A 12,967-nucleotide genomic window follows, 5' to 3' on the forward strand; every position below is an offset into this window, starting at 1 on the left:
ATTTTCTGTTAATTAATGGAAACCATCATGTCTGAGAAAAGAAACCTGCATTTTGTCACCCTGCTGGGCAGCCTGCGCCAGGCCTCATTTAATGCCGTGATAGCCAACAATCTGCCCGCACTGGCTCCAGCCGGGATTGAAATCAGCGCTCTGGGTTCAATTGCTGATTTCCCCCACTACAACGCCGATATTGAAGCTAAAGGTCTTCCGGCTGCGGTGCTGGCAATGGGAAATGCCATTGCCGCCGCCGACGCGGTGATTATTGTGACGCCGGAGTATAACTACTCGCTGCCGGGCGCACTGAAAAATGCCATCGACTGGCTGTCTCGCCTGCCGGGAAATCCTTTCGCCAATAAGCCGATCGCCATTCAAACCGCCTCCCCAGGTGCTATCGGCGGCGCCCGCGCCCAATATCATCTGCGTCAGAGCATGGTGTTTCTCAATGCCCGCATACTGAACAAGCCGGAAATTTTCATCGGTCAGGCCGGCAGCCGTATTGACGTGGTGAATGGGGTCATTAGCGATGAAAGCACCCGTCATCATCTGACTGCCCAGCTGGAGGCGCTGGCGCTAGCTGTAAGCCAAAGAGCTTAAACCCTGATTGCGCGAAAAAAACGGCAGACGGCGGCAACATTTCCCGATATTCCGTCCATACTGAGCAGATAAAAAAAATCGACTCAGGAGTAATGATGGAATTTATCGGCTGGACAGCCGCGACCGGTGGCTTACTGTTACTTATTTCACTGGCCTCCGGCTGGATTAGTCGCGGCCCGGTGACGGGCTTTGCCCTCTATCTGTTTGCCGGGATTGTTTGCGGGCCGTGGCTGCTGGACCTGTTAAGCATTGATATTGCGGCCCATGCAGAGCTTGCTAAAAACCTGACCGAAATCGCTATGGCCGCATCGCTGTTTATTACCGGGCTGAAGTTAAGGCTGCCGCTGAACGACCCGGGCTGGCGCATGGGGCTGCGGCTGGCGTTTCCCGCTATGTTACTGACGGTGGCGGGCGTGACGCTGGCCGCACATCTGCTGGCCGGGTTTTCCTGGCCGCTGGCGCTGGCGTTTGGTGCTATTGTCGCGCCAACCGACCCGGTACTCGCCAGCCTGATCTCGGTCAATGATGCCAGCGACAGCGATAACCTGCGCGTCTCGCTGTCCAGTGAAGCCGGGCTGAACGACGGCACCGCCCTGCCGCTGCTGATGCTGGCAATGGCGCTGCTGACCGGTGATGGCGAAATGTCCTGGGCATTTGTCGGTCACTGGGCGCTGGTTGATGTGCTGTGGGCGGTGATCGGCGGTAGCGCAATCGGTTTTGTCCTCGGTCGCCTGATTGGGCAGTACGCCACGCACCTGCGTCATACCCAGCAGGACGTTGCGCCCAACGACTTTCTGGCGCTGGCACTGATCGCCCTCAGCTATGCGGCGGCCCAGGCACTGGATGCTTCCGGTTTCCTCGCGGCGTTTGCGGCCGGTGTTGGCCTGCGACGTGCTGAAATTGGCGTGGTACGGCGCTTCCCTTACCAGGATTATCAGGAAGGTAACCCGCATCCACCGGCCGAGGAACTGATCAACCCCAACGCCCGCCATGCGTTTGAAGGCACTAATCCTGCCAGCTCCGCCGGGCTGGTAGTGAGTGATGCGCTCTCATTCGGTGATACCATTGAACGCCTGTTCGCCGCCGCCATTATTATCGTGTTGGGTATCACCCTGGCACATCACTGGAACCCGAGCGGGCTGCTGCTGGCGGCGCTGCTGTTTATGGTCATCCGTCCGCTGTCGGTTTGGCTTGCCACGGCAGGCATGAAAACGCCGGGCTTGCAGCGTGCCACCATCGGCTGGTTGGGCATTCGCGGCATCGGCAGTATTAACTATATTGCCTGGGCCTACACCCACGGCCTGACGGGCGTTGACGCAAACCGCATGGCCGATATGGCTTTCACTCTTATCGTCGCCAGCGTAGTGGTACACGGCATCTCGGTGACGCCACTGCTTAACTGGCGTCAGGCGCGCCGAAATCGCCGATAATCCTCCCCTTATCCCTGTTGATTGCCGGGCTGCCTGAACGGTGGCGGCCCGCTAAGATAGGTTTTCAACAGGTTGTGCCGGATCATAATGCGCAAAATGCCGAGGAATACCAGGAACTCTGACATCACCAGAGAGCCGGCGGCGCCGATAGCACCATACTTCCATGCCAGCAGGCAGCAGACGGGAATATTGATCAGCCCAACGATAAACATCACATACATACGCTGCTTTGCCAGCCCGTGTGGGATAAGGATTTGCAATCCGGCGGGATAGCAAACGTTGCCGAAGACAAAGCCACACACCGCCACCCGCAAAACGTTGGCAGAGTCATGAAACGCCTCGCCCAGCAGGATACGCACCACGTCGTCCGCAAAGAAAAAGGTAAACACCACGATAAACAGGCTGATCAAAAATGAGAAAGTGATACTTTTACGCGTGGCGGCTATCGCCATAGCGCGGTCTTTATGAAACAGGTGACTGACGCGCGGGAAAAACGCATTACCTATCTGTTCCGGCACGGAATTGGCGGCCTTTTTCAGGCGGTCAGCTCCGTTATACAGCCCCACCGTATAGGTACTGGTGAGACCGGCAAGGATCAGCACGTTGACGCTGTTAAACAGGTTGGCACCGAAAATAGCCAGAAACACATGCAGGCTATCCTTAATGCGTTGAATAATTTCTTGTGGTTCAAAGCGATAGAAACCAATGACCCGCATCTGCACCACCAAAAACAGGGTAATCATTGCCGAGATAAACGCCACCACCCCTGGGATCAGCGCCGCCAGCCAGACATCTTCCGGCGTTCGAACCAGCAGGAAAGTCAGTGGAATCGAACAGAACTGCCCGACGGTAGAAATAATCGACGTCTTACCCAGCTTTTCGAACCCCTGCATCAGCCAGCCGAAAGACAATAGCTGCCCGTAAAGCACCGATGAATTAGCCAGCACAATAAAAAAAAGCGTGTGCCATGCCGGGTTAAGCCAGGTAGCCAGCAGCACCACCGCCAGAGTTGAGGTGCCAAGGATCATTTTTGCATTGAAGGTTGACCAGAACAGCTGCGTCACTTTCACTTTGTCGTGACGGTGCTGGGCAATATCTTTCGTGGTGTAAATGTTGAATCCCCAGTCGGAGATGGTGCTGCAATACACAACGCAGGCAAGTCCCAGCGCCAGTAATCCCATATGTTCCACACCCAGGATGCGCGCCAGATAAGGCAAGGTCACCAGAGGAAAGATGAATGATGTCCCACGATAAGCAAGCAGCGAGAACACATTGATCAACAAACCTTTATCAATTACTTTAGTCATCAGCCTCTGACCTTTAACAAAAATCCCTTTAGGGTTGGCGCACTCTGCCTGATCCTGAGCAAATTAAAGTATATTTCTGGTTTTCTTAACAGTAACCAATCAACACCCTTCGCAGGTTTCAGATTTTTCCCGAAATAGCGTATCGCCTGCCGAACATAATCTGGCACCGGCTTACCGCTCACCATGAAGAGGTGAATCATTAGCCTGAATGAATGAATTAAATAGAGATAACGTAATTCCGCAGAATCGGTCAGTCGGACTAATGTCTCCCAGGCTGCGATAAAAGCATCATAACGCTGGCGAAAGTAAGATTCATCTTTGCGGCTATTGGTGAGAGACCCGCTGCGAATACGCTGTCGATAATAAACATTTCGGCTAACAAAAGCGGTGCGGCAGCGCATAAAGGCTTCAAGACTGAATTGATGGTCTTCATGTACGCGCTGCACATATTTCAATTTAAATCTGTCGATGACTTCTTTTTTGATAACATAATTCCATGAGGCTGAAGTATAGGTCCCGCTGCGCAACAGGCCTTGAAATACTTCATGAGCGGGCAGAAAACCAAACTGATGGTGTTTGACTTTTGCCCAGGTTTTTTGAGGATTGCCATCAGCAAAACTCAGCGAATTAAAACAAAACAACTCCAGATCCGGCGACTGTTCAATGGTTCGACTCAGTTCAGTGAACAGCCCCTTGCAAATGATATCATCAGGATCACAAAAGAAGATGAACTGGCCATTTGCCAGAGTTACGCCATAATCGCGTGCCAGCCCCGCCCCCCCGTTGGCAATAGTGATCACGCGTACCCGTGCTTGCCGGGCGTAATGTTTTTCCAGCTGTTCCAGCGTATCATCGCTTGAGCCATCATTAATGATAATTAGTTCATTTGGTGCGGGTATTTCTACCAGCAAAGAATCGACACACTCGGTAATATACTTCCCCACATTACAGGCAGGAATAATTACCGACAAAAGTATTTTCGCCATCATCACATTCTCATTTTATGAAGTCGAATCAATTAACACCATAAAAAATAAAATATCAACAACACACTTCCATTAAGTTATTTTTTTAGGAATGCACTTAATTAGCCATCAATATCTAAAAATAAACAGTTAAGCAAAACAAAACATCACTATCGAATAGAAAAGCTACTAATCAAACAAAGAATAAACAATAAGCAGAAAGTCCTCAGGCAATGGCAGGAAAATAACAAAAAAGAAATATGTGAACATTCGTAAATAAAGTAAAAAATACAGAGTTTTTTTATCTTAAATAATAGTTAAACACCTATCAACACCAGGATTAATCTGTCATAAATATCATATCGAAAGGTAACAGCAGGTTATGCTTGATGACATGACTCGGCAAAACCACTTTTGCCAAATAATGAAATTAAGTCATCATAACGCCAGGTTAGCGCCATTGTCGGTGTCCTTGAGCCGCAGTGCATCGACTGGCGTGACGTATTTTATTTACGCTTATTCTTCAACTGCAACCGCCCGCCTCATTCACATTTCGGTGGAAATGTTGCCATTCCGTGCCCAAAAAGAGGGGGAAATCCTTTCGAGAAGGCCACCCGGGCTTAAAATAGCGGTAACGCAGACAGAAATCAGACTGTTGATGACGGCATCGGATCTCTGTTGTCAGCGGTTTATTATTAACAAAAAGTAAGGGATATTAATCAGTCTGATTTTTAGTCAGCCATACGACAGCGGAGCAATGTTCCGCCGTCAGGCTCAAGCATATGATCAGGATGGGGAGGAAGGGCGCGTGTCTGCTATCCAATGGAACAGAACAGCGTATCCCTGCGCCAACGACCGATCCCCAGCCAGCATAGTGCGGTGAAGACCCAGCCAATCAGCCAGGAAATATCATTTCCGGCAAACCACCCAACCAGCGCTCCCTGATAGAAGCTATTGGCGATAAACGGCAGCTGCACCAGCACGCCGAGCGCGTAGGTACTTATGCCCACCCAGTTCCAACGCCCGTAGCAGCCGTCAGGATCGCTCAACGCCGCCATATCCAGCTGCCCGCGCGTGACAAAATAGTAGTCCGTCAGGTTTATTGCACTCCAGGGGACAAAGAAAACCAGCAGGAACAGCAGAAAGTGGGTAAAGGACTTGAGGAATGAAGGCTGGCTCAACATAGCAATGCCGCAGGAGATCAGCACCATCAGAACAATAAACAGCATCCGTATCCCTTCGCTCATCGCCATCCGCTGGCGGAAGCCGCAAACGATGGTCGCCAGTGACATAAAGCTGCCGTAAGCATTAAGGGTGGTGAAGGTTATCTTGCCGAAGCAGATAGCAAAATAGAGCACCAACGCCATCATTCCGCTGGAACCCAGCCCGACGATGTATCCCACTTCATTGCCGGAAAACGCGCTCCCAGCCAATGCCGCAGCCATCACCCCCAACGTCATTGACGCCTGTGTACCCAGCACGCTGCCGCTGAATACCGCCAGAAATGTGCTGCGTGCTGAGACCGCACGCGGCAAATAGCGCGAATAGTCTGACACATAGGGGCAGAAAGCGATCTGCCAGGAGGAGGAGAGCGACACCGCCAGCAGAAACATCGACAGCGAAAAATGGCGATTAGTCCATAGCACACTGAGATCGTTTTCCAGCAGCAGGCGGGCAAACAGATAGATAAATGCCAGTATGCCGACCACGCTGGCGACCTTTCCCAGCGCGTGGATGACACGATAACCGAGCGTCGCCACCACAATAATAATCAGTGCGAATATCATCATCCCGCCGCGATCGCTGACGTTGACCAGATGGGCAAGCGCCTGCCCGGCCAGCACGGTGCCGCTGGCGGAAAAACCGACGTACATGATGCACACCAGCATCAGCGGGATCGCTGCACCATAAATGCCAAACTGAACCCGGCAGGTGATCATCTGCGGCAGCCCGAAGCGCGGCCCCTGGATGGCATGCAACGCCATAATCGCCGCCCCGATAAGCTGTCCCACCAGCAGTCCTGCCAGTGACCACACCACATCACCTCCTAACACGACCGCCAGCGCGCCGGTAACGATAGCGGTAATCTGTAAATTGCCGCCGAACCACAGGGTGAACTGGCTGAACACCCGGCCATGACGCTCGGCATCGGGGATATAATCAATCGTGCGGCTCTCAATCAGTCGCCGCGACTGCGACTCGGCCGACGACGACTCCGAAGTGATGGACATTCATTAACTCCCTGTCTGAAAGAACGGATATCGCCGCGAGCGGCGAGCGGGGCCACACTGTAGCTGTCAGGTGGGGTAATCTTGTCTATACAACCTGAAAAATAAAGTGCCACAAATAACGTGAGCCAGCAATTTGCATCACCATAGGAAATAGTGATGGTGGGAATGGCCGGATACGGGCCAGATAATTCTGGCCCTGGCGATTCAGAAGAAACCGAGCGGCTGTACGCTGTAACTCACCAGCAGATTTTTGGTCTGCTGATAGTGATCGAGCATCATTTTGTGGGTTTCTCGCCCGATGCCGGATTTTTTGTAGCCGCCAAATGCGGCGTGTGCCGGATAAAGATGGTAACAGTTCACCCAGACACGTCCGGCTTTGATCGCCCGCCCAACGCGCCAGGCCAGGTTAATATCGCGTGTCCAGACGCCAGCTCCCAGGCCATAAATGGAGTCATTGGCAATCGCAATCGCCTCTGCTTCATCTTTAAAGGTGGTTATCCCCACTACCGGCCCAAATATCTCCTCCTGAAACACGCGCATACGGTTATTTCCCTTCAGCAACGTGGGCTGGATGTAATAACCGCCGCACAAATCCCCCGGCAGTGTTTCAATCTCGCCCCCGGTCAGCAGCTGTGCGCCCTCTTGCCGCGCGATATTCAGATAAGCCAGAATTTTGTCAAACTGCTGCTGTGAAGCCTGCGCCCCGACCATCGTATCGGTGTCCAAAGGATCGCCACGTTTAATGGTTTTCATGCGTTGCAGTACCGCTGCCATAAAGGGCTCATATATCGACTCCTGTACCAGCGCGCGTGACGGACAGGTACAAATTTCCCCCTGGTTAAGGAAACCCAAAACTACGCCTTCCGCTGCCTTCTCGATAAACGAGGGTTCAGCCTGCATGATGTCGGCGAAGAAAATATTTGGCGACTTGCCGCCCAACTCGACGGTAGACGGGATCAGGTTTTTCGCCGCCAGCTCAAGAATATGCCCGCCGGTGGCCGTTGAGCCAGTAAAGGCAACTTTAGCAATACGCGGACTGGACGCCAGCGCCTCCCCCGCTTCACGCCCGAAACCATGCACAATGTTCAGCACCCCTTTCGGCAACAGGTCAGCGACAAGTTCAGCAAACAGAGTAATCGACAGCGGCGTCTGTTCAGCCGGTTTCAGCACCACGCAGTTACCCGCCGCCAGTGCCGGAGCCAGTTTCCATGCCGCCATCAGCAGCGGAAAATTCCACGGGATAATTTGCGCCACCACGCCCAGCGGCTCATGGAAGTGATAAGCGGCGGTAGACTCGTCGATCTCGGCGGCGGCTCCCTCCTGGGCGCGCAGACAGCCGGCAAAATAGCGAAAATGATCGATGGCGAGGGGCAGATCGGCGGCGAGAGTTTCACGCACCGGCTTGCCATTGTCCCAGCTTTCATTCACCGCCAGCCGCTCCAGATTTTGTTCCAGCCGATCGGCCATTTTCAGCAGTACCAGCGAGCGCGCCTGCACTGACGTTTTACCCCATGCATCGGCGGCAGCGTGCGCAGCATCCAGCGCATTCTCAACATCCTGTTCATCGGAACGCGGAAAATCGCCGATTGTCGAACCGTTAACGGGCGAGATGTTGGTAAACCAGGCGCCGTTAACCGGCGCGACAAATTCCCCGTTGATATAATTGCCATACTTTGGTTTAAGGATAATCAGTGAATCGTTACTGCCAGGACGGGCATAGCGCATGGTTATTCTCCTGTAGCGAGAGTACTCGGTGCGGTCGGGGTTGATATAACAACTAATTAACCTTTGAGTAACCTATTAGACCTGCAAGAGAATGTCAGATCGCCTGACAGGAAATTGTGACGTTGTCGAAAAGAACATGGGGTCGGGAGCTGAAAAACGTGACATCGCACAGGGATGAACGGGCATGCTGTCAGCGCAGAGAATGAAAAGCGTGGCGTGGTACAACATGGCGTATCCATCGGCTGCGGCGGCGTTTTTTTTTAACAGCAGTATAAATAACCGAAAAACGCCAGATTAAGTCATTCCATTCATGCCATTTCGTGCCAGGATTAATAGAACAACTTTGTTTTACAGAGGATTTTGCGGTGGCTTTGCGTCATTTTTTGCTGATTTTAATGGTGGTGTCCATCTGGGCATTTAATAACATCGCGATAAAGTGGGGGCTGCTCGACCTGCCGCCTCTGCTGATGATAACCCTGCGCTTTGTGGTTGTGGCACTTATTCTGGTGCCTTTTACCCGCGTTTCCCGTCAGCAAATTCCTTATCTGGCTGCCCTGGGTTTCACCTTCGGCTTTTTACATTTCGCCCTGCTGTTTGTTGGCCTGAGCTATACCGATGCCGGAACGGCCGCCGTCATTGTACAGCTGGGCACCCCTATTGCCATGCTGCTGGCAATGGTGGTGCTCAAAGAGAAGCTGCGGCTGATACAGCTGCTGGGCATTGCGGTTTCACTGAGCGGGGTTGTGGTACTGTCGGGCAGTCCGACCATCCCTGGCTGGGGCGTTTTACTGCTGCTGTTGCTTAGCGCATTCGGCTGGGCGACCAGCAATCTGATTGTGAAAATATCACCGTCGGTGCCACCGTTAACCCTGACCGCCTGGCTCTCTCTGTTTGCCATTCCGCTGGTTGGATGCGCCTCGTGGCTGTATGAATCACATCAGCTTACGCTACTGCTAAACGCTTCATGGCGAGGCTGGTTTGCCATTATGTTTAGCGCCATCGCCTCGTCTGTTGTCGCTTATTCACTGTGGTATAGCCTGCTGAAGCACTATAACGTGAATCTGATTATGCCTTATTCGCTGTTAACCCCGGTGCTGGCCGTGCTGATGGGCGTCATTGTGTTAGGTGACAGCATGAATCTTTTTAAAGTTATCGGTTCGCTGCTGGTGATTGTCGGCACGGCAATAGCGGTGATCAATTTGCGTAGCCTGAAAATCCACGCGCGTCTCCGCCGCCATTAAAGTGACCAATGAGGCTTAGTTATCGTCTGTATCAGCAGCTTCGTCTGCCAGTTCGTCGCGCATCGCCTGAATCGCTTCGCGGCTAATGGCCGCAAGGGTGCGGTAGAAGGCGGTCGCCGCGTGGGCTTCAACCTTGCCAAGAAACGCACCCACCCACGGCAACAGATAGCTGTCAAACAGCGCAATCTGTGCCTGATACTCATCAGCTTCGGACTGGTCCTCAAGCCATGAAGAGGCCAGCAGCAGCGCACCAATGTGGTCGGTTGGCGCATCGGTCAACGGCATGCCGCGCTGGCTAAGAAAAGCGCGCACCTCGGCCTCCTGTGGGCCATTCTCCCACTGCGAACCGTACGGCGTGACCTTGCAGTCGCTGCCTACAAACAGCGCTTGATAATCCGCCGTCAACGACTGCGGTTCACAATTCTGCTGTAGACGATTTAGCAGCTCGTCCTGCTCCAGCGGCCAGTGCTGCTGGAGCTTACCTTCACGCAGCAGCGTAAACAGTGGGGCCAGCAGCGGGTCCTGCGGGGGGCGATTATACAGCGAGCCGAGTACGCGGCAGATAATGGAAAATTCATTCATCTCTTTCAGTTCCGTAGAAGGTTATACGTGACAACGTCACGATAAAGGTATCCAGCAATAGGTTAATAGCCACGACTGATATCAACACGACCCGACGGCATATCGCCGTTTTCACACTGCCGTATCGACTGCGCAATATAGTCCATCGCCTCATCGGGCAGAGTCACTGCCGCATTATGAGGGGTGATTGCAATCTCCGCATGGGACCAGAAAGGGTGATCTGCTGGCAGCGGCTCTTGGTTAAACACATCCAGTGCCGCTGCACTGATTTCACCGGCTTCCAGCGCCGCCAGTAGGTCGGCTTCAACCAGATGGGCACCACGCGCCAGATTGATCAGGAAAGCGCCGGGTTTAAGCTGACTGAACAAGGCACGATTGAGGATACCTGCGGTTTGCGGCGTATTGGGCAGCAGGTTGATCAACACCTGGCTCGTGGCCAGAAATTCACCGAGCTGTTGCTGCCCGTGGAAGCTGGTCACGCCCTCTATATGCTTCGGCGTCCGGCTCCAGCAGCTTACCGGGAAGCCCCATGCCAGCAGACTCTGCGCCACACTCCTGCCCAATACGCCCGCCCCAAGAATACCAATGGAAAAATGACGGCGGTCAGGCCCACGCAGGTCGCGCCACAACGCCGCATTTTTCTGTTTTTGATATTCAGGAAAACGGCGGAACCAGCCAAGTACATGATAAACCGCATACTCCTGCATCTGTCGCCCCATACCGGTATCTTCCAGCCGGAACAGCGGAACGCCTGCCGCGAGCATCTGCGGATGCTCGCGCAGCTGTCCGAGAATATCGTCAATGCCTGCGCCCAGGGCAAAAACGCCCTTCAGCCGACGCCCTTCCAGCATCTCCAGAGGCGGCTGACGCACCAGCGCATAATCAGCCGGAGCATTGTCACCGGCCTGCCACTGACGGATACGGGCATTGGGTAAGCGCTGCCGTAATCCGTCGATCCAAGTCCCGGCGCTAAACGACGGATGATAGAAAATAATGTCCACGTTTTTTTCCTCCTGTTTTTTTATTCAGGCTGCGTGAAAAACGGATGGCTGACAAGTGAAATGTGGGGCAGCCTGCTGCCCCAAAAAGGTTTAGCGTTGATCGCCGGTCTGTATCAACCTGCGTAGCAGCGGGCTTAGGAAGACCAGCAGCAGGCCCACCACAACGCTGCCCCAGCCAAGCAGGCTAAAGATATGGCTGTAGCCCGGGTTGGTTAGCAGCGGCGTGCTGCCGCTGTTTTCCGGCATCAGCGCCGAAACATACCCGGCCAACACCGATGCAACGCCGGTGGTCATCATCCAGCAGCCCATCATTACGCCCTGATAGCGTACCGGTGCCAGCTTGCCGATCATCGCATAGCCAATGGGCGAGATCAGCAGTTCACCGATGCTCTGCAACACATAGCTGGTGACAATCCATTTAAACGCGACCAGGCCATCGCCGCCCGCCAGCGCAATGCCGCACGGCAACACCAGCATGCCAAGCCCGATAAAGAACAGTGAGCAAGCGAATTGTCGCGGGATGTCGATACGCCAGCCGCGCTCGCGCAGACGACGGAAAGAGAGTGCCAGCAGCGGGCCACCAAAGACGATCACCAACGTGTTGGTGTTTTGCACCCACTGCGGGGCAACCTGAATACCGTAAACATTGAGATTGATATTGTGTTCGGTAAACAACATCAGGCCCATTGGTGCCAGCTGATACAGCGTCCAGAACACCAACGCACCGAGCGAAAGCAATAAATAAGCGCTCATGCGGCGCTGCTCGTCATGCGGGCGATGGCGCAGTGTCGTCAGGCACAGCATCAGGAAAACAGCCGCCCCCAGCACCAGAACAAAGCTGCCGGTGAATCCGGCATGATGCAACATCAGGCGAATGGTCGGTACTAACAACAGCAGAATCGCCAGCCCGCCAAGCAGACGCCAGCGGAACTGGCTGCGGCTGGCCTGTAGCAGCGGCGTGTTGATATCGGCGAGAGTCTTCCAGCATAACAGCGATATGATTATGGCTACCGTATTGCCTGTGGTGGCAAACAGGAAAAGCGCTTCGTAGTGTTCGCTAAGCTGAAAATACCCCGCGCCGGTGAAGCCGAGAAAGAAACCGAGGTTCATCCCGGCGTAGTTCCACAGAAAAGCGCTCTCTCGGCGGTTATCCTGAGGAGAGAAGCGCTGGGTCAGCATCATATTGATACAGGTCACATTAAGTCCGCTGCCGGTCAGGAACATCGCCAGCCCCCAGTACAATCCTTCTGCGCTCTGCCCCGACAGCGTCCAGCAACCGGCGATTTGTAACACCATGCCGAGGGTAAAAAGGCTCCGGTTGCTGAGAAAACGCCCGCCCAGATAACCGCCGAACAGGTGCAGTCCGTAGTTAAATGCGCCAAAAACTCCCATCATGGTATTGGCCTGCCCCTCACTAAAACCGAGCCGTTTGGTGGCATACAGCACCAGGCTGGAGTAAAGCACCGCAAAGCCCATCGTGGCAAAAGTTTGGATAAAGAACAGCGCGCCGGTTCCCGCCGTAGCTCGCTGTAGGGGTATCTGGTTGGTATGTTCCACCGCTAACCTCGATTTTCCTGCCAAAATAAGCCGGTCATTATGCACCTTTCATCCGGAGGGTGGAGGCAGATTTACGTTAAGCCCCGGATAAACCTGCATTAGTGGTGCTTAAAGCAGCAGACTGCTGTAAAAGTGGCTAAACGCACCAGATTTTCTGCAATGATGGTTGACCGCTGCAGGTGATTTCCTTACATTAGCGCCCGTCAGCAATCTGATTGCGGCAACAATATGGTGAGGTGTCCGAGTGGCTGAAGGAGCACGCCTGGAAAGTGTGTATACGGCAACGTATCGAGGGTTCGAACCCCTCTCTCACCACCATATTTGAAGAGAATGC

At 53.6% G+C, this 12,967-nt stretch carries 10 protein-coding genes and 1 tRNA gene; 4 read left to right on the forward strand and 7 right to left on the reverse strand.

What is annotated here, in order from left to right; all coding sequences use genetic code 11:
- Positions 1–15 precede the first annotated feature (15 nt).
- Together EPIR_RS10330 and EPIR_RS10335 are read left to right on the forward strand one after the other, a co-directional pair.
- The gene (locus EPIR_RS10330) at positions 16–594 is read left to right on the forward strand and encodes an NADPH-dependent FMN reductase (RefSeq protein ID WP_023655338.1); all 579 of its coding nucleotides are present in this window, start codon (positions 16–18) and stop codon (positions 592–594) included.
- Between the two features lie 95 nt (positions 595–689).
- On the forward strand, positions 690–2,024 hold the full coding sequence (locus EPIR_RS10335; RefSeq protein WP_023655339.1) for a cation:proton antiporter: 1,335 nt from the start codon (positions 690–692) through the stop codon (positions 2,022–2,024).
- A gap of 8 nt (positions 2,025–2,032) precedes the next feature.
- On the opposite strand, the gene EPIR_RS10340 is transcribed toward EPIR_RS10335, so the two are convergent.
- The 4 genes from EPIR_RS10340 to exaC all read right to left on the reverse strand — a co-directional run bounded on the left by EPIR_RS10340 (position 2,033) and on the right by exaC (position 8,252).
- A complete protein-coding gene (locus tag EPIR_RS10340; RefSeq protein ID WP_023655340.1) occupies positions 2,033–3,331 on the reverse strand; it encodes a flippase in 1,299 nt (432 codons plus the stop codon).
- Positions 3,331–4,317, reverse strand: a complete 987-nt coding sequence (locus tag EPIR_RS10345) for a glycosyltransferase family 2 protein (RefSeq protein ID WP_048697487.1) — start codon at positions 4,315–4,317, stop codon at positions 3,331–3,333. The genes EPIR_RS10340 and EPIR_RS10345 overlap by 1 nt, the downstream gene beginning before the upstream one ends.
- 794 nt (positions 4,318–5,111) lie before the next feature.
- Complete coding sequence (locus tag EPIR_RS10355) at positions 5,112–6,527, reverse strand: purine-cytosine permease family protein (protein ID WP_023655342.1); 1,416 nt, start codon at positions 6,525–6,527, stop codon at positions 5,112–5,114.
- 204 nt (positions 6,528–6,731) lie between these two features.
- Positions 6,732–8,252, reverse strand: a complete 1,521-nt coding sequence (gene exaC / locus EPIR_RS10360) for an acetaldehyde dehydrogenase ExaC (RefSeq protein WP_023655343.1) — start codon at positions 8,250–8,252, stop codon at positions 6,732–6,734.
- Positions 8,253–8,617: 365 nt separating this feature from the next.
- Between exaC and EPIR_RS10365 the strand changes: the two genes are divergently transcribed.
- Complete coding sequence (locus tag EPIR_RS10365; protein WP_023655345.1) at positions 8,618–9,493, forward strand: DMT family transporter; 876 nt, start codon at positions 8,618–8,620, stop codon at positions 9,491–9,493.
- Positions 9,494–9,508: 15 nt separating this feature from the next.
- Here the strand turns inward: EPIR_RS10365 and EPIR_RS10370 are convergent, their stop codons facing one another.
- From EPIR_RS10370 to EPIR_RS10380, 3 genes are all read right to left on the reverse strand, one after another.
- The gene (locus EPIR_RS10370) at positions 9,509–10,075 is read right to left on the reverse strand and encodes a TorD/DmsD family molecular chaperone (RefSeq protein ID WP_023655346.1); all 567 of its coding nucleotides are present in this window, start codon (positions 10,073–10,075) and stop codon (positions 9,509–9,511) included.
- A 62-nt stretch (positions 10,076–10,137) separates the two neighbouring features.
- Positions 10,138–11,076 (reverse strand): glyoxylate/hydroxypyruvate reductase GhrA, encoded by a 939-nt coding sequence (ghrA, locus tag EPIR_RS10375; protein WP_023655347.1) that lies wholly within the window; start codon positions 11,074–11,076, stop codon positions 10,138–10,140.
- Positions 11,077–11,166: 90 nt separating this feature from the next.
- Complete coding sequence (locus EPIR_RS10380) at positions 11,167–12,633, reverse strand: peptide MFS transporter (RefSeq protein ID WP_023655349.1); 1,467 nt, start codon at positions 12,631–12,633, stop codon at positions 11,167–11,169.
- Between the two features lie 230 nt (positions 12,634–12,863).
- On the opposite strand from EPIR_RS10380, the gene EPIR_RS10385 reads away from it, so the two are divergent.
- Positions 12,864–12,951: transfer RNA gene (locus EPIR_RS10385), tRNA-Ser, on the forward strand.
- Positions 12,952–12,967 lie beyond the last annotated feature (16 nt).

The sequence above is a fragment of the Erwinia piriflorinigrans CFBP 5888 genome (assembly GCF_001050515.1).
Taxonomy (GTDB): Bacteria; Pseudomonadota; Gammaproteobacteria; order Enterobacterales; family Enterobacteriaceae; genus Erwinia; species Erwinia piriflorinigrans.

Bases quoted from the DNA above. Each gene is read 5' to 3' on its own strand.
- EPIR_RS10330 (WP_023655338.1), top strand. From the start codon at position 16: ATGGAAACCATCATGTCTGAGAAAAGAAACCTGCATTTTGTCACCCTG.
- EPIR_RS10335 (WP_023655339.1), top strand. From the start codon at position 690: ATGGAATTTATCGGCTGGACAGCCGCGACCGGTGGCTTACTGTTACTT.
- EPIR_RS10340 (WP_023655340.1), bottom strand. From the start codon at position 3,331: ATGACTAAAGTAATTGATAAAGGTTTGTTGATCAATGTGTTCTCGCTG.
- EPIR_RS10345 (WP_048697487.1), bottom strand. From the start codon at position 4,317: ATGGCGAAAATACTTTTGTCGGTAATTATTCCTGCCTGTAATGTGGGG.
- EPIR_RS10355 (WP_023655342.1), bottom strand. From the start codon at position 6,527: ATGTCCATCACTTCGGAGTCGTCGTCGGCCGAGTCGCAGTCGCGGCGA.
- exaC (WP_023655343.1), bottom strand. From the start codon at position 8,252: ATGCGCTATGCCCGTCCTGGCAGTAACGATTCACTGATTATCCTTAAA.
- EPIR_RS10370 (WP_023655346.1), bottom strand. From the start codon at position 10,075: ATGAATGAATTTTCCATTATCTGCCGCGTACTCGGCTCGCTGTATAAT.